Origin of the sequence: Rhodococcus sp. MEB032, assembly GCF_030208925.1 — a bacterium.
Lineage (GTDB): Bacteria > Actinomycetota > Actinomycetes > Mycobacteriales > Mycobacteriaceae > Rhodococcus_F > Rhodococcus_F qingshengii.
The window spans coordinates 112,323-131,810 of the sequence record NZ_JARVSY010000007.1; the positions used below are offsets into that span (position 1 = coordinate 112,323).

Annotated in this window: 17 protein-coding genes and 1 pseudogene; 6 read left to right on the top strand and 12 right to left on the bottom strand. The window is 61.6% G+C overall.

The features are described 5' to 3' along the window. Positions 1 to 25: 25 nt before the first annotated feature. The gene (locus QRN54_RS07375; RefSeq protein WP_285181802.1) at positions 26 to 1,009 is read right to left on the bottom strand and encodes a hypothetical protein; all 984 of its coding nucleotides are present in this window, start codon (positions 1,007 to 1,009) and stop codon (positions 26 to 28) included. Between the two features lie 76 nt (positions 1,010 to 1,085). Here QRN54_RS07375 and QRN54_RS07380 point away from each other — a divergent pair, with 76 nt between their 5' ends. Then, positions 1,086 to 1,667: a GNAT family N-acetyltransferase gene (locus QRN54_RS07380; protein WP_285181803.1), complete on the top strand. Its 582-nt coding sequence runs from the start codon at positions 1,086 to 1,088 to the stop codon at positions 1,665 to 1,667. Between the two features lie 13 nt (positions 1,668 to 1,680). Here QRN54_RS07380 and QRN54_RS07385 read toward each other — a convergent pair whose 3' ends face one another. Next, entirely contained in the window at positions 1,681 to 2,295 is a 615-nt protein-coding gene (locus tag QRN54_RS07385) for an NAD(P)H-dependent oxidoreductase (RefSeq protein ID WP_042923456.1), read from the bottom strand. A 76-nt stretch (positions 2,296 to 2,371) separates the two neighbouring features. Between QRN54_RS07385 and QRN54_RS07390 the strand changes: the two genes are divergently transcribed. Beyond that, complete coding sequence (locus QRN54_RS07390) at positions 2,372 to 2,947, top strand: TetR/AcrR family transcriptional regulator (protein WP_285181804.1); 576 nt, start codon at positions 2,372 to 2,374, stop codon at positions 2,945 to 2,947. A 2-nt stretch (positions 2,948 to 2,949) separates the two neighbouring features. On the opposite strand, the gene QRN54_RS07395 is transcribed toward QRN54_RS07390, so the two are convergent. Continuing rightward, complete coding sequence (locus QRN54_RS07395) at positions 2,950 to 3,873, bottom strand: LysR family transcriptional regulator (protein ID WP_217018644.1); 924 nt, start codon at positions 3,871 to 3,873, stop codon at positions 2,950 to 2,952. An 81-nt stretch (positions 3,874 to 3,954) separates the two neighbouring features. Between QRN54_RS07395 and QRN54_RS07400 the strand changes: the two genes are divergently transcribed. Next, positions 3,955 to 4,944 carry a threonine ammonia-lyase gene (locus QRN54_RS07400; protein ID WP_165638205.1) on the top strand — a complete coding sequence of 330 codons (990 nt, stop codon included), beginning with the start codon at positions 3,955 to 3,957 and terminating at the stop codon, positions 4,942 to 4,944. Between the two features lie 153 nt (positions 4,945 to 5,097). After that, complete coding sequence (locus tag QRN54_RS07405) at positions 5,098 to 6,723, top strand: N-acyl-D-amino-acid deacylase family protein (protein WP_007727452.1); 1,626 nt, start codon at positions 5,098 to 5,100, stop codon at positions 6,721 to 6,723. A gap of 93 nt (positions 6,724 to 6,816) precedes the next feature. On the opposite strand, the gene QRN54_RS07410 is transcribed toward QRN54_RS07405, so the two are convergent. The 5 genes and pseudogenes from QRN54_RS07410 to QRN54_RS07430 form a co-directional block, all read right to left on the bottom strand. After that, positions 6,817 to 7,968, bottom strand: coding sequence for an MFS transporter (locus QRN54_RS07410; protein ID WP_228232544.1), 1,152 nt, complete (start codon positions 7,966 to 7,968; stop codon positions 6,817 to 6,819). A 286-nt stretch (positions 7,969 to 8,254) separates the two neighbouring features. After that, positions 8,255 to 9,451: a serine hydrolase domain-containing protein gene (locus QRN54_RS07415; RefSeq protein ID WP_230359677.1), complete on the bottom strand. Its 1,197-nt coding sequence runs from the start codon at positions 9,449 to 9,451 to the stop codon at positions 8,255 to 8,257. Positions 9,452 to 9,550: 99 nt separating this feature from the next. After that, complete coding sequence (locus QRN54_RS07420; protein WP_245361423.1) at positions 9,551 to 10,159, bottom strand: serine hydrolase domain-containing protein; 609 nt, start codon at positions 10,157 to 10,159, stop codon at positions 9,551 to 9,553. A gap of 71 nt (positions 10,160 to 10,230) precedes the next feature. Then, a pseudogene (locus QRN54_RS33585) lies at positions 10,231 to 10,779 on the bottom strand (serine hydrolase); the annotation flags it as partial. A 183-nt stretch (positions 10,780 to 10,962) separates the two neighbouring features. Next, positions 10,963 to 12,048: a serine hydrolase domain-containing protein gene (locus tag QRN54_RS07430; RefSeq protein WP_230359678.1), complete on the bottom strand. Its 1,086-nt coding sequence runs from the start codon at positions 12,046 to 12,048 to the stop codon at positions 10,963 to 10,965. Between the two features lie 298 nt (positions 12,049 to 12,346). On the opposite strand from QRN54_RS07430, the gene QRN54_RS07435 reads away from it, so the two are divergent. Together QRN54_RS07435 and QRN54_RS07440 are read left to right on the top strand one after the other, a co-directional pair. Next, positions 12,347 to 13,519 (top strand): sensor histidine kinase, encoded by a 1,173-nt coding sequence (locus tag QRN54_RS07435; RefSeq protein WP_231917257.1) that lies wholly within the window; start codon positions 12,347 to 12,349, stop codon positions 13,517 to 13,519. Beyond that, the gene (locus tag QRN54_RS07440; RefSeq protein ID WP_073512447.1) at positions 13,516 to 14,244 is read left to right on the top strand and encodes a response regulator transcription factor; all 729 of its coding nucleotides are present in this window, start codon (positions 13,516 to 13,518) and stop codon (positions 14,242 to 14,244) included. Before QRN54_RS07435 ends, QRN54_RS07440 begins: the two co-directional genes overlap by 4 nt. 96 nt (positions 14,245 to 14,340) lie before the next feature. Here QRN54_RS07440 and QRN54_RS07445 read toward each other — a convergent pair whose 3' ends face one another. From QRN54_RS07445 to QRN54_RS07460, 4 genes are all read right to left on the bottom strand, one after another. After that, the gene (locus tag QRN54_RS07445; protein ID WP_285181805.1) at positions 14,341 to 16,335 is read right to left on the bottom strand and encodes an SDR family oxidoreductase; all 1,995 of its coding nucleotides are present in this window, start codon (positions 16,333 to 16,335) and stop codon (positions 14,341 to 14,343) included. Between the two features lie 50 nt (positions 16,336 to 16,385). Continuing rightward, a complete protein-coding gene (locus tag QRN54_RS07450) occupies positions 16,386 to 16,508 on the bottom strand; it encodes a hypothetical protein (RefSeq protein ID WP_003940840.1) in 123 nt (40 codons plus the stop codon). A 284-nt stretch (positions 16,509 to 16,792) separates the two neighbouring features. Next, entirely contained in the window at positions 16,793 to 17,260 is a 468-nt protein-coding gene (locus tag QRN54_RS07455; protein WP_285181806.1) for a hypothetical protein, read from the bottom strand. 67 nt (positions 17,261 to 17,327) lie between these two features. Next, positions 17,328 to 19,448 carry an MMPL family transporter gene (locus QRN54_RS07460; RefSeq protein ID WP_125050554.1) on the bottom strand — a complete coding sequence of 707 codons (2,121 nt, stop codon included), beginning with the start codon at positions 19,446 to 19,448 and terminating at the stop codon, positions 17,328 to 17,330. Positions 19,449 to 19,488: the final 40 nt, after the last annotated feature.

Sequence of the window (19,488 nt, forward strand, 5' to 3'; positions counted from 1 at the left end):
CGATGAACTCGGGTGTGGGTCATCGCTACTGCAACAGGAGCGCAATGACTGCGGGCGGTAATTGACGTTGTCCGAGGAGGTTTACGCGTTGGCATCCGTCGAGTTCGACTGCCATCCGCGTGCCGCCCGATCCGTCGGGACGAAGTACGTCGATCGAAGCGATGTGATGGGCGACGAGATCGCATGGGCCTGCAGGTGGCGCGGTGGATGCAACCTCCATCAGATCAGTACTCTGCTGGCGTGACAAGCGGATTCGGGACTCGGGCAGCGGCGGTTCGGTGGAATAGCGGCACACCAGTAGTCTGCCGACGTCGGAAATCGGTGTAGCCAAAGCTGTTTCCGTCAGTGGGCGCGCGTGAGTGTCTTCGTGTTCTGCCATGCGACTCATGTCAGCTTCAGTGGTCGTCGGGAACGGTTGTCCGATCGACTCCGCGCAGGTTCCGGCGTCATCGGAGGAGATGCCGTCGACCGGATGCTGCGCGCGGCTGATCTCATGTAGTTGGCTCAGGGCTGCGTGTGGTTTCTCTTGCAGTCCGCAGGGCGCGGTCGGCCAGGTAGGGCGTATGGCTGCTCCTGCTTCGTCTACCAGCCACAAACCGGCTGGCGGGACGAGACGGTACGCGCAGTCGGCCCGGACGTTGGCAGGAAATCGACGAGACTGTTCGCGGAATGCATCGTCCACCGCGTGGATGTCCCCCTCGAGGCGTATGGAGTCGATGGTCAACCCACCGTCGGACGTTTCTCCGCGTTCGCATCGAACAACGGCAACGGGGCTGAAATCAGGAGGCGGGTAACCACTTCCCTCGGGGCGAAGTGCGATGCTGCTGTCGCGTGCCTCGGGGGCTACGAGCGCGGCGGTGATATCAGGGGCGAGGCAGTCTGCCCGATCGACCGCCGTCGCGACCGGTGGAGTGAAAGATTCATAGTCTCGAACGCCGGTCCAAACCAACGCAACGGCGACGACACTGACGACGACGATAAAGACCCCAGCTGTGAATCGTCCACTCATACATCGACACTATGTGCTTTTGCGATGGATTGAGGCGAAGTCTCGACCATTGCGGGTGCGACGTAGCATCGCTGCTATGACAGTCGATTTGGTTGCGCCTGACGAGGCCTTGTGGGTGTCCTGGTTGGAGTCGCGTGACGAGTGGGGCGGACCGCAGGCGGATCAGCCCGGCTCGGCCTTGGGAGTTGCGCAACGTCTGGATCTCGACCTTGCCTCCCGCGATGGGTTCGGGCACTGGGTGCAGGAGTTGTTGGCGCAGCCCGAGGCGTTGCCGGGGCCCGACATTGTCCCGGCAACCAACTGGTGGATCGTTCGAGACGGCAGGTATCTCGGTGCTATCCAGTTGCGGCACAGCTTGAATGAGTTCTTGGCCGATGTCGGTGGTCATATCGGCTATGGGGTCAGGCCGTCGGAACGCCGGAAAGGGATAGCGTCGGCTGCTCTGCGGGAAGTGCTCACGTATGCCGACGACCCGGTGGGGCTCAGTGACGTCCTGATTACGTGCGACGAGACCAACGCGGGTTCGCGTAGGGCAATCGAAGCGTGCGGGGGACTTCTCGATAGCGTGCGCCCAGCTGATCAGTTGTCGCGCAACCTCGGCCATTCGGGAGACACGCTTCGCTACTGGGCGGCCACGGGCCGGTCAAGCGCCAGTTGACCGTTTTTGACCGTCAACGGGAAGTCGCGGTCGCAGGGTAGGCGACACGGGACGCGATGCTTTCGCTGAGGTCGTGGATTTCTGCGGCGAGGACGTCTCGGCTCTTCGTGTCCGACTCGTGAACGAAGGTTGTCGATCCCAGTGTGGCACCGCAATATTCGATGATTCCGCGTTCGATCTGTGTCCGGAAGGCCTCGTACACGCCGTGTCGGTCGAAACTCTCGGCGTCGTCACCTGCGACTGGAATCAGGTGGACGGTGAGTCGGTCCAGTTTCTTCACGAATTCGCTTCCCGGGGTGAATTCGTACGCCCATCCGCTGACGAAGACTCGATCGATCCAACCTTTGAGTAGTGCGGGCATCGACCACCAGTACATCGGAAACACGAGAATCAGATCGTCTGCACGATCGATTCGGTCCTGCTCGGCTACAACGTCGGCCGGGGGAGTCCCTTTGCCGCGGAACAGGTTCACATCGGCTTCGGCGAATCGGGGATCGAAACTCTCGGCATGTAGGTCCGCGAAGTCGACGTCGCCGCCCAGGTCGCGGATCGCGTCGGCGGTAGAACGGGCGACATGCTGGGTAAGTGACTGGGGATCGGGGTGGGAGACTACGACGAGTGTGGTCATGAGCGTCCTTCGGTAGATGGTGCGCTTATGTACTAAGAGTAGGTTACTATTGGTATATAGCGCAAGGAGATGTCCGATGGCACGTACGAGACTGTCGCGAGCCGGCAGGTACGAACAACTCGTGGAGGTGTCGTGGGCGTTGGTGCGAGAGGAGGGTGCGGACGCGCTGACCCTTGGTCGGTTGGCTGAACGTGCCGGCGTTGCAAAGCCAGTTGTATACAGCCATTTCGCCTCTCGCGCCGCGTTGTTGGCAGCCCTCTTCAAGGAATTCGACGATCGTCAGACGGTGATGCTCGAGGAGTATCTCGATGCCGCGGATGAGTCTCTGAACGGACGCGCGAATGCCATCGCCGACTCCTACGTCGGATGTTCGCTGGCGCAGGGGCGTGAACTGACGGGTGTGCTTGCAGCGCTGGAGGGTTCGCCCGAGCTGGAGCGGGTCAAGCGTGAATCGGAACACGCCTATTCCGAACGATGTCGGGAGGTGCTGACTCCCTTTGGTGCGGGCGGAGGACTTGCGCAACCTTCGATGACCGCAATATTCGGTGCTGCAGAGGCACTCTCGCATGCGGCGGTAGTGGGAGCGCTCTCGCCCGACGATGCTCGAAGCGAACTTGCCGCACTGATAGTCGCGGTGGTCGGCCGGACCTGAGGTCACCGGTTATCTTGGTGCCCATCCAATTCGACGCGCTCACGCATGGATTCGGATATCGCTGTCAGAGTTCTGACGAACGCGTCGATCGCGGGAGCAAGTGGAGGTTTGCCGTAGGTTGCGACGGAGACAGTGCGTCGCTCGCCGGGTATGCGGTGTGCGCGGATACTCGGGTTCTGATGTGCCTGGAGGGCGAGGGCCGGAAGGGTGCTTACCCCGCTTCCGGAGGCGACCAGGGCTTGGACGGCGACGTAGTCGTCGGTCTCGAACTCGATCCGCGGAATGAATCCAGCTCGATTGCAAGCGGTGAGGAGGTGGGCTCGGCAGCTCGGGCAACCGGCAATCCAGGTCTCACCGGCGTAGTCCGTGATCTCGTTGGCGGCATCTGCATTCCGCGTAGAGGTGATCAGGTACAACGGATCTTCCAGCAAAGTCGTCTGCGCGACATGCTTGAGCCCGACTTCAGGGGTGTCCTCGTGCGCGAAGACAACAGCTACGTCGACATCGTTGTTACGAAGCAGTGCAAGTGCTTTGGGTGGTTCTGCATCAACGAGGCTGATGGACACATCGGGGTACTGGGACGTGAACGCTGCCATCGCCTGCGGAATCAAACTCGCCAGGGCTGACGGGAATGCGGCCAGTCGTACCCGCCCGGCCCTCAGTCCTGCGTACGTCTGGACTTCGGCTACCGCTGCGTCGACGTGGCCGAGGATCTCGGTGGCTCGCCGAACCAGCACTGCGCCGGCGTCCGTCAGGCGCAGTCCACGACCCGCTCGCTGGAACAGTGGAACCCCGACTTCCGATTCGAGCTGTCGAAGGTGGTGACTGATGGAGGGCTGCGCGTAACCGAGAGAATCGGCGGCGGCTGTCACCGATCCTTCCCGTGCAACAGCGACCAGGACCCTCAGCCGAATTAGATCGAGCATGCCAAAATCATAGAAGATTTCGATGCTTTGGACGAAAACACGTATTGGATCTATGAATCGGTGTTTGGCAGGGTGAATCACATGGCACCGGCATCTGATCTCACGGCATCAAACCAGCTACATCCACCCGTATGGGCAGACATCGAGCGTGCCAGTCAGGTCGTCCGTCGGCATCTACCGGTCACGCCCCTGATATCGCACCCGACCTTGGGTGCGGGCTCGTGCAGCCAATTGTTCGTCAAACACGAGAACGTGCACCCCACGGGTGCGTTCAAGGTTCGCGGCGGACTGAACCTGGTGGCAGGACTGGATGAGGCGACGCGGGCGCGGGGGATTGTCGGCTACTCGACCGGAAACCATGCTCAATCCTTGGCGTATGCCGCGGCGGGTGCGGGCGTGCGGTGTGTGATCGTCATGCCGGTTGGGGCGAATCCAGTCAAGGCTCACGCTGTCCGCATGCTCGGAGCCGAGCTCATCGAGCACGGTGTGAACTTCGACGAGGCACGTGCTCATGCCGATTTCATCAGCGAACGTGACGGCCTGCGTCTCGTGAGCGCCGCCAATGAGCCGGCAATCCTCGCCGGTGTTGCAACGGCCTACGTCGAACTCCTCGAACAACAACCTGATCTGGACGCGGTGGTGGTCCCAGTCGGTGGCGGCAGCGGTGCGGCGGCGGCGTGTCTCGTCGCCAGTGCGCTTGCACCGCACCTCGAGGTGTTCGCAGTGCAGTCTGAGGCCGCACGAGCCGCACATGACTCGTGGAGTTCCGGCACGTGCGTCGAGCGCCCGAACACCACCCGTGTCGAAGGGCTTGCGACCGGTGCCGGGTTCGCACTCACTCAACGTGTCTTGCGTGAACGCCTCGGGGGATTCCTGCTCGTCACGGACGATGACATCACCCTCGCGCAGCGGGCGTTGCTCTACGACGCTCACACTTTGAGCGAAGGCGCCGGTGCGGCCGCACTTGCTGCGGTCTATGCGCATCCGAACACCTTCGCTGGCGAGCGCGTTGCTGTTGTCTGCACGGGCGCCAATGCCTCCGAGAATGAGATCCGCAGGGTCGTCGGCTGACCGATGGCATGATCGGAACCATGGGCCAGTTTGGTAGGGCGGCACCAATTTTGCATCGCGTATGTGTGTCTGGAACAAGATTTCGCTTCCACGATTCAGCAAAGTGAACAGGGTCGCATCTCGCGACAGCAAGGCCACCGTGGAGGAGACGTGATGCTGCCGACAATCGTCGTTCGGGACGGGACTGTGCTCGATGGTAGAGGGAGCCCGCCCAGGAAAGCGGATGTTGCGATCTCCGGTGACACGATCGTGGAAGTCGGAACGATCGGTGCTGTGCCGGGGGCGATCGACATCGATGCTCGCGGTTGCATGGTGGCTCCCGGTTTTGTGAATGTGCTCAGCCATAGTTACCTCACGCTGCAGCAAGACCCACGAGGATTGTCGGACTTGTATCAGGGGGTCACAACCCAGGTCTTCGGTGAAGGCGTGTCTCTCGGACCGGTCACGGGTTCGATGACTCCGGCGATGCTCGGATTGGGCGCGATTCCAACTGGGGTGCAATCACATTGGCCGAGGTTGCATGATTTTCTCGAATCCTTGGAGACGAACGGCGTCGGTTTCAACGTGGCGAGCTTCGTCGGCGCGGCGAATCTGCGCATGGTGGTTGCGGGTGTGGACAATCGCCTGTTGAGTGAACAAGAGCTGGCCGAAGCGTGTGCCCTGCTCGACGAGGAGCTTGAAAATGGAGCTCTCGGAGTGGGTTCGGCTCTGATCTATCCACCCGGAAGCTATGCGGATTCCGGCGAGTTGCGAGCATTTTCGCAGGTGCTCGCCAGACACGATGCCGTCCATATCTGCCATCTCCGAAGCGAAGGGCAGAGGTTTCTCGAAAGCATCGAGGAACTGGTCGATATCGCTCGAACGACAGGAGCGCGCGGGGAGATCTACCACCTCAAGGTTGCTGGTAAGTCGCACTGGCACAAAATGTCCGAGGCCTTGCAATTGGTTGAGTCGGCTCGCGAGGACGGTGTGCGAATCACCGCGGACGTATATCCGTACGAGGCGGGGAACACGCTGCTCAGTGCCGCGTTGCCACCGGAGTTTCGGTGTCGTGACACGACGGCCGGGCGCACGCACCTGAACTCGACCGGTGTCCGAGAGCAGATCCGCGAGAGGATCCATCGTGAGGACGAGGACTGGGAGAATCTCTACGCTGCGTCCGGAGGCGCCGATGGGGTGACGATCTTGTCCGAGGTACCGGCACTCGGGATCCGAGCGGGGGAAGCTCTGGGATCTATTGCTCGGAGGATGGGGCATCACGACCCGGTAGACACCATACTGGCTGTTCTCGACGCTCTCCCCACAGCCGAGGCTGCCTATTTCATTGCGTCGGAGGACAACACGCGAACTGCCTTCGAGCGTCCCTGGGTTTCGGTTGGTTCCGATGCCGATGCTCAAAGCACGGAGACCCTTTTCGCGGGGCAACCCGTCCACCCCCGTTCATTCGGAACTTTCGCCCGTATTCTGAGCCGCTACACCCGCGGCATTGGCGGGCAATCAGTCGAGGAATGCGTTCGCCGAATGACCAGCCTTCCTGCTGAAAACTTCGGTTTGGCGAAGCGGGGCTACATTGCGCCAGGGGGATACGCCGATCTGGCGATCTTCGACCCCTCGCAGGTAGAGGATCTCGCGACATACGACAACCCAAGAGTGTATGCGACCGGAATGCGGCACGTTGTGGTCAATGGGCAACCGGCACTGTCGGACGGGGTGCCGACGGGGATGCTTGCAGGGCGCGCACTTCGGCGCTCGCGCAACGGGTTCGATGCAGTGAGGTGACGAGCTGGCACCGGGGTCAGCTCCGGATCGGCGAAGCGGCCACTGCCGGGAACGACCCTTCAGCGGCCACTTCGCCGGACCACCTGAGAGCCCTCAGAATTTCGCCGGGGTTTGCGGAACGATCATGGCCACCAGAGCCGCCGCAGCCGTCGCGCCGACCAGGACTCCGAACGCGGCCATGTACGAGAACTGGTCCACCATCCATCCCATCACGAGGGGGGTGATGAAACCGGCGAGCTGTCCACAACCGTTGATCAAACCCATTCCGGAACCGAGGAATTCGGCAGGCAATGCCCGCAACGGGAGGGCGAAGATCGACATCGAGCACAGTCCGCTGACGCCCATCGCGAGGGTTTGATAGAACGTGAACATCGCGACGGTATCGGTGGTAGTCATCAAGAACAGCAGAATGGCGGAGGTGGCCATGCACGGAACGAGCAGAATGCGCGCGCTGTCGTGAAAGTACTTGTCCACCAGACGTCCACCGACGACGATGGCCAATGCCGTGACGATGAACGGGATCGCCGCGAAGATTCCCGTATCGATCAGCGAGAGCCCCTTTTCGTTGAGGAGGTAGCTCGGCACCCAGGTCAACAGCCCATATCCGGCCATGTTAGCCAGGCAGAACAGAAGTGCGAACTTCCAGACCGAAACGGACTTGAATACCGCGGCGCGTGAGTGTTCACGGGCGAGCGGTTGCAGTGCGGCCTCCGGATCTTCCGTGATCTCTGTGTCCAGCGGCGCCGGGAGCACCAACCAGACGACTGTGCCGATCACGGCGCCGACTATGGCCACCAGCCAAAATGCGTCCCGCCAACCGACGGCCATGAGAACTGGGGCGATGATCAATGGTGCGATGCCGGGGCCCAGGTTGTTTGCACCGATCATGAAGCCCATGGCCGTGGCGCGAGTTTTCGGACGGGTTCGCTCAGCCAGAGCTTTGAACGACGCTGCTGGGAAGAGACCCTGGCTGAGCCCGAACATCGCACGCATGACCATCAGCGAGACGAGTCCCCAGGCGAATCCTGTCAGTGCGGTGAACACCGACCACAGGATCAACGCAACGATCAACAGTGGCCGGGGTCCGAATCGGTCGGCCAGCATGCCGCCGGGGACCTGCCCGAGCATGTAAAAGATGGCGAAGATCGACACGACTCCGCCCAATTGCGTATTACTGAGGGAGAATTCGTCTCCGATCATCGGCAGTGCAAGCCCGATCATCACGCGATCTATCATGTCGATCATCCAGATCGTACTGAGCAGCCCAACAGTCATAGTCGTTGTTCGACGAATTGACTTGTTGTCCAATATGTTTTGTATCGACTTGCCGCCGCTATGCGAGGGTTCCTCAACTGTGGCGCGTTCCGACTTCATCATGCCTCCTGAATTGCGTTGTGCCGCATGGACTGATGAAGTGTGGCAGCGGACACGTAGGCCGCATTGGTCCGTTCGGCCAATAACCGACCGAATGTTTCGTCGGGCGGTACAGCGTCACTCGGGTGAGATTCCGGGTGACGATGTCACCAGAGCTTTAACTGCACAAAGCTCTGTCCACGGTGTCTACGACGTGTTGCGTGGCGGACGCAGTCGTGGGAAGAGCAGTCACCGCAAGGTTTACGGCGCGCCCGTTGTCGGTGATGCCGCCGCGGGTCTCGTAACCGACTATGTCGCCGCCATGGCCCCAGTAGACCCCGCCGCACGAGAGAGTCCTGCTGGTGAGGCCGAGGCCGTACTCGAGTCCGGTGGGCCCGCCGACGTGGACGGTGGTACGCATCTGGTCGAGTTCGGCTGCGGGGAGCAGTCGTCCGTCGAGTAGCGCGTAGAGGAACTGGTTGAGGTCCGAGGTGGTGGAGATCAGCTGCCCTGCGGCCCATCCCCACGATGGGTCCATCTCTGTGACGTCACTCAGTGGGCTGTCTGGTGCGGTGCGGTGGTATCCCTTGGGATGGGGACCCCGGATGGTCATGTCTCCCGGGGATGGGAAGTAGGTGTCGCGCAGGCCGATCGGCGCGAAGATACGTCGATTCATCTCCTCGGCGAGGGGGCGGCCGGTAACCTTCTGTACGAGTAGGCCGGCCAGAATGTAGTTGGTGTTGCTGTACCCCCAACTCGTTCCGGGCGGTGCGTCGGCGGGGTGTTGGAACGCGACGTCGAGCAAATCGTGGGGGTCGGCGTAGCGGTATCTGATCTCTTCGTCATTGACGTGTATTCCGTAATCGGGGAGTCCGCTGGTGTGTTGGAGGAGTTGGCGGATGGTGATGTTGTGGCCGTCGATCCCGTCTCCGCGGACGAGTCCGGGTAGGTAGGTCTCGATGGGGGTGTCGAGTTCGATCTTTCCTTCGGCGACCAGTTGCAGGACCACTACTGCGGTGAAGGTTTTGGTGTTGCTGCCGATTCGTATCTGGCCGTTGGGGGGTACCTCTGATCCGGTGGTCAGGTCACCGACTCCTGCGGTGTAGTTGTGGGAGTTGCCGTTTCGGTCTTGGATGCTTGCGAGGGCGGCGGGTAGTCCGTCCTCGCTCACCAGTGCGTCGAGGGAGCGTTGAACCGCGTCGGACTCGGTGGAGGAAGAACCGACGGTATCGGGACTGAGGGCGGATGACGGCGAGCAGGACGCCAGCGTCATGGCACCGAGGGCCGCCGCGGCAACGACCGAAAAGGTCCGGTGCCGTTTGCGGTCCTGCCGGCGATCTGAGGAAGGGAAGCCCTTTCGAATATTGTTACGCATCAGTAGAACTCCTGAGGATTGGTAGGTTCGGGACATCGTTCGCTCGGGAAGAATTGTTGTTCGATGTTGCGTGCGAAGTCGTGCACGAACATGTTTCCTTCACTTCTCGCACATCGCTGCGTCGACAACTCGCTGTGCTGCTACGAAGGCGTCCTCGCTCATCGGGATGTGATTGAGGGTGAGAGTCACAGCGCGTCCTGTGGTATCGACTCCGCCCGAGGTGCCGAAGCCGGGAATTCCGCCGCCGTGACCCCAGATCTCCTTCCCGCAGGAGCTGTTCACGCGGACTAGTCCGAGTCCGTAGCTGTCCTGCGGGCTCCTGTCGAACGGCACGGTGTGTTTCATCTCGGCGAGCCTGTCATTCGAGACGAGATCGCCGCGGAGCAAAGCCGTGAAGAAAGTGTTGAGGTCGGCGCCCGTTGCGACCATCGCACCTGCGGTGTCGGCCCACGACACGTCGCCATCGGTGACATCGACCTGAATGCCGTCAATCGGGTGATAGCCCTGTGCATGAGAACCGCGGATCTGTGTCTCGCGGGAGGCGGGAAAATAGGTGTCCATCAGTCCGAGCGGATCGATTATGCGGGTGGTGATCTCCTGCGCGGCAGGGCGTCCTGTGACCTTCTCGATGAGCATCCCGAGCAGAATGTAGTTCGTGTTCGAATAGACAGCCTTGTCTTTGGCTGCCGGGCCGGGTGGAAGAGACATCGCGATATCGACCAGTTCAGTGGGGGAGAGTGCTCCGGTGGTTGTGCGCTTGTCCCCACCAGCAGCTGGCCGGGCTTGATGTCTTCCGGCCGTGCTCCGCCGGCGGCGAGGTAGTCCGTCAGTCCACTGGTGTGCTGCAAGAGATCTCGAATGGTGACTCGGTTGCCGTCGTTCCCGTTGCCTACGACCGTTCCGGGCAGGTAGTGCTCGATGCTCATATCGAGGTCGAGCAGTCCGTCGTCGACGAGTTGCATGACGACGGTCGAGACGAAGGCCTTTGTGTTGCTGCCGATTCGGACCCGCGCATCATCGGGGATAGGCTCGCCGGTGGCGGTGTTTCCCATTCCTGCACGAATGATGCGAGTGCCCCGCGACGGGTCGGAGATCACGAGTTGTGCGCCGGGGATCCCCTGCTCGATGACGCCGTCGAGCGCCTGTTGCACGGCAGCGTCGCTTTGCCGAGTGGAATCAGTGGAGTCAGTGGTGTCACCACATCCGCTCACGCCCAATATGAGGGCTGCAGCGGTGACTGCCGGAAGCACGGTGAGCAGGGGGCGACGTCGAAGGGTGGTCATTGGTTGTGGTCTCCTGTTCGTCGAATCTCGTGGTGAGTTCCACATGCAGAGAACAGTATTGACGTGCGTACGCGTCCTCCATGGTGCGAAGTGCAGTCTCTCGGTGGTGCGTGCCGGAGCGTACGGGGTGTAGCCGGCTGCACCTCGGAGTCCGGCGTCTCGCGGCCGATACTGTCGGTTTCACGAGCTATTTCGGAGTAGGCGGCCTTTGGTGATTGACAGGAGGCCTCAGCGACAAAGGGCGATATCCACCGCGTGTTCGAGTTTTCTCCGGGTGGCGTCGTCGACTACTTGCATGCTGACCGCGATGTTCGCTTCGCGTCCGTCGTCGGTAGCGCCCCCGCGTGTCTCGTATCCAGGGAAACTGCCGCCGTGGCTCCAGGACAGGCCGCCACACGGTAGCGGGCGGCTGACCAATCCAAGTCCGTAGCGGGCATCGGGTCCGAAGGTTTCCTCTGCGGGGACGGTAGTGCGCATCTGGTCGAGTTGGGCTGCGGGGAGCAGTCGTCCGTCGAGGAGTGCGTGGAGAAACTGGTTGAGGTCCGAGGTGGTGGAGATCAATTGCCCTGCGGCCCATCCCCACGAGGGGTCTATCTCTGTGATGTCGACGGGAGGCGCGTCCGATGACTCCCGGTAGTAGCCGCGGGGGTGAAGTTCCGAGATCTTCTCGTCGTATGGTTCAGGAAAGTATGTGTGCTGCAGATCGATCGGCGCGAAGATTCGCCGGTTCATCTCCTCGGCGAGGGGTTTTTCAGTGATCTTCTGTACGAGTAGGCCAGCGAGGACGTAGTTGGTGTTGCTGTACTTCCAACTCGTTCCGGGGGCGAAGTCGGCAGGATGTTCGAGCGCGATGTCGAGAAGTTCGCGTGGGTCGTAGTATCGGACTTCGTCTTCCAGGTAGTTGCTGTAGTTGGGGAGTCCGCTGGTGTGTTGGAGGAGTTGGCGGATGGTGATGTTGTGGCCGTCGATCCCGTCTCCGCGGACGAGTCCGGGTAGGTAGGTCTCGATGGGGGTGTCGAGTTCGATCTTTCCTTCGGCGACCAGTTGCAGGACCACTACTGCGGTGAAGGTTTTGGTGTTGCTGCCGATTCGTATCTGGCCGTTGGGGGGTACCTCTGATCCGGTGGTCAGGTCACCGACTCCTGCGGTGTAGTTGTGGGAGTTGCCGTTTCGGTCTTGGATGCTTGCGAGGGCGGCGGGTAGTCCGTCCTCGCTCACCAGTGCGTCGAGTGAGTGTTGAACCGCATCGTGCCGCGCAGCGACGGTATCGGCGGACGACGAGCACGCACCGAGGGTGACCACGCTGAGAGTCATTGCGACGGAACAGAGGGCACGGTGCCGTTTCCGGCTTTGTCTTTGGGGTGAGGGAGGTTGGCCCTGTCGACTGTGGCGGCGCATCAGTAGAACTCCTTGGAGAGATTGATCGGTCTGGACACGATCCTGTCTGCTGGAGGATTGTTCGCGCATCGCTCCGACGCGGGAAAACCATCTCCCTCGATCGGGGGAGGCCATCGCCGAGCGGCCCAGTCATACTTGTCGAATCATGATCACCGGACTACGACCGCTGATGCGGGGCTCTACATACTCAGCTGTACTTTTCGCCTTTTGTGGTGTGTTGGCAAGCCTGCCACTTCTGGTGGTTGCGATGTTGCCTGCTCTCGCGTGGCAATCCGCACCCGAGTTCGTCCGGGTGCTTTCGGTCCTGCTCATATGGGTGACTTTGGTAGGAGCACTCGGCCTGGTGCATCCTGTGCGACGCGCGCTCATCGTTACTGCCCGCCGACTGCTGCAGGTGTCGCTGCCGAGTCCAGCGCTCGGACACCGTACTCCTAACCTCTCGGAGATTGATCGCTGGCGGGCCCCGCTCTGGATTGTCCTGCATGTCATGGTGGGTTGGCTGGCGGCGCTCGCGACCAGCGTCCTTTTCATCATGGGGATTTCGCTCCCGGGGAACTGGCTCGGCGGCACGGCGCGAATCAGTCTGTTCGATACGTCGGTTGACGTGACGGGTGGATGGACCTGGATCGTGGCGGCCGGCTGCCTCCTGCTTGCGGTAGGAATTTGTGTCCTGGTGGCAACACTGCTGAGATGGCTGGCGCCACGACTGTTGGGGCCGTCCACGGCTGAACGGCTCGCGCTGGCGGAAGAACGTGAACTGCAACTGGCCGAACGTAATCGGGTCGCTCACGAGTTGCACGACTCGATCGGACACACGCTCACCGCCGCCACGATCCAGGCGGCGGTGGCCGGCGAGGTGCTTGCCTCCGATCCTGCCGCAGCGAGGGCCGCCATGCGTAGCATCGAGGAGTCGACACGGGCAGCGCTCGAGGACCTGGACTACGTACTGGGTGTACTTCGCGAGGAGAGGCCTGGGGCTGTACCTTCTCGGACGCTGTCGGACTTGCCCGCGTTAATTGATCGGTTGCGGCATGCGGGGGCGGTTGTGGAGGTGAACCTGTCGGGTGACCTTTCACAGATCCAGGGGACACTCTCTCGCGCGGCGTACCGGATCCTGCAAGAGGGGACGACCAATGCTCTGCGGCACGGGGACAGCGGGCCGATCGAAATCACGGTGGCAGTCGGCTCGGAGAGCGTCGAGCTCAGAGTGGTCAACAGCATCGGGGCAGTGACCGGGGGAAAGGCAGACGTAGTTCGAAGATCAGGGCGCGGCCTGGCAGGTTTGGCCGAGCGCGTGCGACTCTTGAACGGTGAGTTCAAGGCTGGACCGGACGGAGCCCAGGGCTGGCGATTGAGTGTTCAGTTGCCGGTACGGGTGGCACGATGACCGAAGCCAATTGGAGTGAGGACGCCGCCGAACCTGCAAGCATGCCAGTCACCCTGCTGATTGCGGATGACGACGACGTTACCCGCAGCGGCCTGCGTATGCTGCTCGCAGCTCAGCCCGGGATTGTGGTCGTCGGCGAGGCTTCCGACGGTATCGAAGCAGTGGAGCTTTCGCGGCAACTTCGTCCGGATGTGGTGCTGATGGACGTGCGGATGCCGCTGCGCAACGGAATAGAGGCAACTCGGCACCTCCAGGCCGAGTGCACCGAACCGCCGAAAGTCTTGGTAATCACCACTTTCGAAAACGATGGCTACGTCACGGCCGCACTCAGTGCGGGCGCGAGTGGCTTCGTGCTGAAGCGGCTCCCAGTCCCGCAGATCGCAGCGGCAGTACGTGTGGTGGCGGCGGGCGAAGTGATCCTGTTCCCTGCCGCGCTACGCCGGATGGTTACGCCCCGCCCGTTGGTCTCCGCTGAGGCGTTCCCGAATGCAGCGCTGACAGCAAAGGAGGAAGAGGTATTGCGGTTGATGGCCACCGGGCTGTGCAACTCGGATATTGCTCAGGTTCTGGTTGTGAGCCTGGAGACAGTGAAAACGCATGTCGGGAACGTGCTGGCAAAGCTCGGTGCTCAGAATCGGACGCACGCTGTCGTCATCGCCTACGAGTCTGGTCTGGTGGTCCCGGGGTCAGGCACCGATACGGAACCCTGTGCAACTGGCGGTTGATTGCTTTTGTCAGCGTGACCCGGTGAGGATTCGCCGACTGAACCTACAGATCCGTTCCTCTTGCCGAAACGCTCCGAGGCGAAGTCACACCACCGGTCACCAGTGCGTACCGGGCACGAGTCGGGCGGCACGACGGCCGAGTTTGCGGATGCGCGAGCGCGAGTGGTGCTGTCGCGTCGGTGTTGCCGAAGCGTCTGCCGGAGTTTCCTTGTCTACCTGACCCTTTGCCGCCGGAGAATCGGGGAAGGCCTGGTACATCTGGTTGAGAATTCGGTCCTTGGTGTGCGGTGCGAACAGGGTTCCCAGATCACCCAGGGTTCCGAGTGGTACGTCGATGCGTTTGGGGCGGTCGATCAGCGCGCGGATCACCATTGCCGCAGCCTTTTCCGGGCTGGTGATCGGGCCGTTGTTGTATTCGCCGGTCGGAGCGATCATCGGTGTTTCGACCAGGGGCATGTGGATGGTCGTGAAAGTGATTCCGTCCGCCAGGGTTTCAGAGGCGGCTACGTCCGAGAAACCGTCGAGGGCGGCCTTGCTCGCCACGTAGGCCGAGAATCTAGGCGTTGCCGCCTGGACTCCCGCGCTGCTGATGTTCACGATGTGGCCGAAGCGGCGAGAACGCATGGTCGGTAACAAGGCGAGCACCAATCGCACAGCGCCGAAGTAGTTCACGGCCATCGTTCGTTCGTAGTCGTGGAAACGATCAGTGGAGTGGTAAATGCCGCGCCGGATGGATCGGCCGGCGTTGTTTACCAACATGTCTACGTGATCGTGTTCTGTCAGAATGCTTTTGATCGTGTGCTGGACCGACTCGTCGTCGGTGATGTCGCAGGGGTAACCGAACGCCTTGCCTCCGGCTGATCGAATCTCCTGTACTGCGGCATCGAGTTCGTCGGTGCGGCGTGCGATCAGGAGAACGGTGGCGCCCTTCTGAGCAGCGGCAATGGCCGATGCCTTGCCGATTCCGGAAGAGCCTCCGGTGATCAGAACGATCCGACCGACGAGTGGTCCTTCGGGACTGTTACGTCGTGCGCGATTGGGATCGAGGTTTGCGCGCCAGTACTTCCACAACACAGTGGAGTACGACCCGAACTCGGGGACCGCCAGTCCTGATCCGGCCAGGGCGGCAACGGTTCTCGCGGAGGTGAATTTCGGCGCCATCGTCATGTTGTCGAGTAATGCTGCAGGCATGCCGATGCGATCGAGGAAGGCCTTCCGCGCCGATTCTGCCGAATCCATCGGCAATGGCGAGACAAAGGGTTTGGCGATCACGCCCGGCAGGCTGAGTGCGGGCCGGGGCGCTCCGGCGGCCTTGGCGAGTCCGGCATAGATTTCGCGTACCGGTTGAGGTTTCGGATTCACGAGATGGAATGCTTCGCCGTCGTGGCCGGGCGCGTGCATCAATTCGACGAGGGCGGCGGCTACGTAATCGACGGGCACCACATTGGTTGCGCCGAGGTTGGGGATCGGGACGGGGAGTGCTGCAGGTAGTTTCGCGAGTAGCGCCAGTCCTGGAAACAAGTAGTACGGACCGTCGATCTTGTCCATCTCCCCGGTGACGGAGTTGCCGACCACGGCAGACGGCCGATAAACACGCCAGGTGAGGCCTTCTCGTTCTCGAACGAGCTTCTCGGCCTCGAACTTGGTTCGGTGGTAGGGCGTCGGAAAGCCTTGGCCGCAATCGAAATCGGTCTCGCTGAACGTGCCCGGATAGTCGCCTGCGACTGCGACCGATGACACGTGATGAAGGGTGGCTCCCAGTTTCGCAGCAAGTTCGACCACGGAGCGTGTGCCGTCGACATTCGTCGAAGCCTGCTCGTCTCCGGCCGTGATGTCGTAGATCGCGCCGAGGTGAAGGACGTGGTCGGCAGGTGGGGGAGAATCGATGCCCAGCCCAGGCTCGGTCAGATCTCCAATGAGCGGATGCACGCGATCGCCGCCGGGAATTGCCGACACCTGTTCTTCGAGTTTGGCGACAGAACCGGCTCTGACCAGCACATGGATCTGAGCAGTTTGATCACGCTCGAGCAGGAGTGGCAGTGCAGCTCGTCCGAGAAATCCGGTACCGCCAGTGACGATGTATGTGGCCATAGTCGGTAACTTACTCCAAAGTAAGATCAGCGGCTAGAGGGAAACGAACATCAATGCGTCATGACCCCGTCCTCGGCGTCGAAGTCGATGCCCGCGGAGATGATTCCGGAGAACAAGAACGCGACGGCAAGCGCAAGAGCGGGGATTGCAAGGATCCATTCGAAAATTGTCATGCTCCAAGTCTGACGAAATCAGCTTCGGAGAACATCGCCCTGCGGAGCGATTTAGACGATCGGGCAGTCATCCTCGAGGACGACTGCCCGATCAGGGAAATCCACTAGGTCTGTTGCTGAAGAGTTTCGGGCGCAGTGGGGTGCGCGCTCGTCCTTGCGTCGCGTGACCTGATTTCGGATGAGATGTGGGCGGCCGTTGTTCCGAGGGTGTGAAGGCCATGCGCCGTCCGCCAGTAGACCGGCGCACCATCGTCGAGGCGATGGAGTGGCCAGGCCGGCAAACCCTAGGCCGGTTCAGCGCCCGACAAGTCCTCGACCGCATACGGGGTCGTTCCTTCGAACAGAACACCGATCCCGAAAGGATAGGCCATCTCGAGCCTTGACTCAGCGAACCGCAGCAGCCAGGTTCCGTCAGCCCAGATCACCGCCTCAGGTTCGCCGAACAGTGACTCCGTGGCGTCCAACTCCACGAGTTCGGAGTGGCGGAGGCCGAACTGTGGCCCACGCAGCTGTTGACGCAGGTAATCGGCGGCGACTTCGGCAAACTCACCGAACCGGGCCATCACGGTCGCAGCGAGCGCACACACCGCAGACTCCGGCACGGTGGCCGGCTCGATAACCAGACTCACCGGCCTGGAGTCACCGACCCCCTGGACATCGATGATCGATGTCCAGCACGCCAACGAATCGTCCGAGTCGACACGCGAAAACACTGCTGAGCCGACCACAACACTCTCAGGTAAGTCATCCACGACCCCTAGTCAAACACGGCTCTCCGCAGGATCCCAGGCACTCTTCAGCGACATGATCCAGTCGCGATCAGTGGCCGATGCCGACCTTCGCGTGAACCTTTTTCATCCACACAGGAGCCCACCAGTTCGCTTCGCCCATCAACTTCACGAGCGAGGGCACGAGCAACATGCGGATGATGGTCGCGTCGACGATCAGCGCGACGATCATGCCGACGCCCAGGAACTTCATCACTGACAGCCCTGACATTGCGAAGGCCCCCGTCACCACTATCAGGAGTAAGGCGGCAGCCGTCACGATGCGGCCGGTGCGCTCGGTTCCGAACTTGACCGCTTCCTCTGTCGTCGCTCCCGCGTTCTTGGCCTCGACCATCCGTGACATCAGGAAAACCTCGTAGTCCGTGGACAATCCGAAGACCACCGCCAGGATGAGCACGACAAACGTCGCCTCCAGCGGAGTTTGACTGACCCCGAGGAGTTCGACGCCGTGTCCGTCCTGGAAGACGAAGGTGAGGACACCGAAGGTGGTCGCGAGACTCAGGGCTGCCATCAGCACCGCCTTGATCGGCAGCACCACCGAACCGAACGCGAGGAACAACAGGATCAGGGTGGATCCGACCATGATGAGGATCATCACCGGTAGCCAGTGCAGGACGGCGTTGTTGCCGTCGTCGACCATGGCTTGACCGCCGCCGACAAGCAGCACCGTTCCGTCGGGAGCGGAGATCGCACGCAGATCTGTCACTGCGGCGCTCTGTGATTGGGGTGTAGAGCCCTCGCTGTAGAGAGCCTGAACCGCGACGAGTTGATTGGTGCTCGCGACGACGGTCGCCTGACCGATGCCCTCGACTTGACCGGCGGACTCGGCGATCGCTGCACCTTCGGCCGGGGTGAGAGTGTTCCCGTCCTCGGCCTGAAGGATCATCGTTGCGCCGTTTCCGGTTTGCGGGAAGTCGTTGACCAACGTGTCCATTGCAACGCGAGCGGGGTCGTTGTCCGGTAGTGCGGTGTACGAGAGTTCTCCCAGCCGGGCGCCGAGCAGCGGCGAGGCCATCACGAGCAGCACGGCCACGATCGTCACCGAGACTGCGACCGGACGCTTCATCACCCACGTGACGACGCGGCCCCAGAACTTGCGCGAGCGTTCCTCGCCGCGTTGCGCCGCATCCTTGCGCCACGTCAGGGCGTTGATGCGATGCCCCAGAATGGCAAGCAGCGCAGGCACAGCGGTCAGCGACAGGACGGCCGCGCTCAATACTGCGGCGATCGCGCCGAAGCCCAGAGACCGGATGACGGCCTGGGGGAATACGAGCATGCCGCTGAACGCACAGATCAGCAGTAGACCCGAGAACATGACGGTGCGACCCGCCGTCAGAACTGTCCGCTGAGCAGCCGCTCCCGGGTCCGAGCCCGAATTCAGTTCTTCACGGAACCGACCGACCACGAACAGTCCGTAGTCGATGGCCAGTCCCAACCCGAGAAGAGAAGCGACGTTGATCGAGAACGAGGACACATCGGTGATCAGCGTGAGGATTCGCAGAACGGCCAAAGCGCTCAGGACACTGAGTACACCCACGAACACGGGCACGGCAGCAGCGACGATGCCGCCGAAGATGAAGACCAACAGCACCAGAGTGATCGGAATGGCGATGGCTTCGGCGACCACCAGGTCCTTCTCGAGCTTGGTGTTGAATGCGACGCCGACGACGGTGTTACCCGCGAATTGTGCCTCGGCACCTTCGACTTCGAGCTTCGGCAAGAGATCGGCGAAAGTGGCCGGCGTGATGCCCGAGTCCGGTGCCAACGTGATCGCGACGGCCGCCATGGATCCGTCGTTCGAGAGCAGGCTGGCCTTCGCTGCGGCGTCTGTTCCCCAATACGATTTCACCGAAGCGGTCGGCACTTCGGTTTTGAACTGGTCGACGGCGGCTGTCACTGCCGGCCCGATGTCGTCCAGAGTCTTGCCGTCCGTGGGCGAGTAGATCGCGATGATGTCCGGGGTCTGCGGTCCGAGATTGTCTTCGATGATGTCGGCGACCTTCGCGGAGTCGCTGCCCGGATCGATGAAGCCGCCCTGGCTGAGCTTGCCGAACACTCCGAGTCCCCACACCCCACTGATGAGAACTATCAGAACCGCGAGGCTCAGTACCCACCATTTCCGGGCGACGACGGTTTGGGCCCAGCGTGTCATGTATCAACTCCGGTGTGTGGGGGCGTCTGGCCAGATCGAC

Coding starts and splice junctions, on each gene's coding strand:
- QRN54_RS07375 (WP_285181802.1), bottom strand. CDS start 1,009: ATGAGTGGACGATTCACAGCTGGGGTCTTTATCGTCGTCGTCAGTGTC.
- QRN54_RS07380 (WP_285181803.1), top strand. CDS start 1,086: ATGACAGTCGATTTGGTTGCGCCTGACGAGGCCTTGTGGGTGTCCTGG.
- QRN54_RS07385 (WP_042923456.1), bottom strand. CDS start 2,295: ATGACCACACTCGTCGTAGTCTCCCACCCCGATCCCCAGTCACTTACC.
- QRN54_RS07390 (WP_285181804.1), top strand. CDS start 2,372: ATGGCACGTACGAGACTGTCGCGAGCCGGCAGGTACGAACAACTCGTG.
- QRN54_RS07395 (WP_217018644.1), bottom strand. CDS start 3,873: ATGCTCGATCTAATTCGGCTGAGGGTCCTGGTCGCTGTTGCACGGGAA.
- QRN54_RS07400 (WP_165638205.1), top strand. CDS start 3,955: ATGGCACCGGCATCTGATCTCACGGCATCAAACCAGCTACATCCACCC.
- QRN54_RS07405 (WP_007727452.1), top strand. CDS start 5,098: ATGCTGCCGACAATCGTCGTTCGGGACGGGACTGTGCTCGATGGTAGA.
- QRN54_RS07410 (WP_228232544.1), bottom strand. CDS start 7,968: ATGATCGACATGATAGATCGCGTGATGATCGGGCTTGCACTGCCGATG.
- QRN54_RS07415 (WP_230359677.1), bottom strand. CDS start 9,451: ATGCGTAACAATATTCGAAAGGGCTTCCCTTCCTCAGATCGCCGGCAG.
- QRN54_RS07420 (WP_245361423.1), bottom strand. CDS start 10,159: ATGTCTCTTCCACCCGGCCCGGCAGCCAAAGACAAGGCTGTCTATTCG.
- QRN54_RS07430 (WP_230359678.1), bottom strand. CDS start 12,048: ATGACTCTCAGCGTGGTCACCCTCGGTGCGTGCTCGTCGTCCGCCGAT.
- QRN54_RS07440 (WP_073512447.1), top strand. CDS start 13,516: ATGACCGAAGCCAATTGGAGTGAGGACGCCGCCGAACCTGCAAGCATG.
- QRN54_RS07445 (WP_285181805.1), bottom strand. CDS start 16,335: ATGGCCACATACATCGTCACTGGCGGTACCGGATTTCTCGGACGAGCT.
- QRN54_RS07450 (WP_003940840.1), bottom strand. CDS start 16,508: ATGACAATTTTCGAATGGATCCTTGCAATCCCCGCTCTTGCGCTTGCC.
- QRN54_RS07460 (WP_125050554.1), bottom strand. CDS start 19,448: ATGACACGCTGGGCCCAAACCGTCGTCGCCCGGAAATGGTGGGTACTG.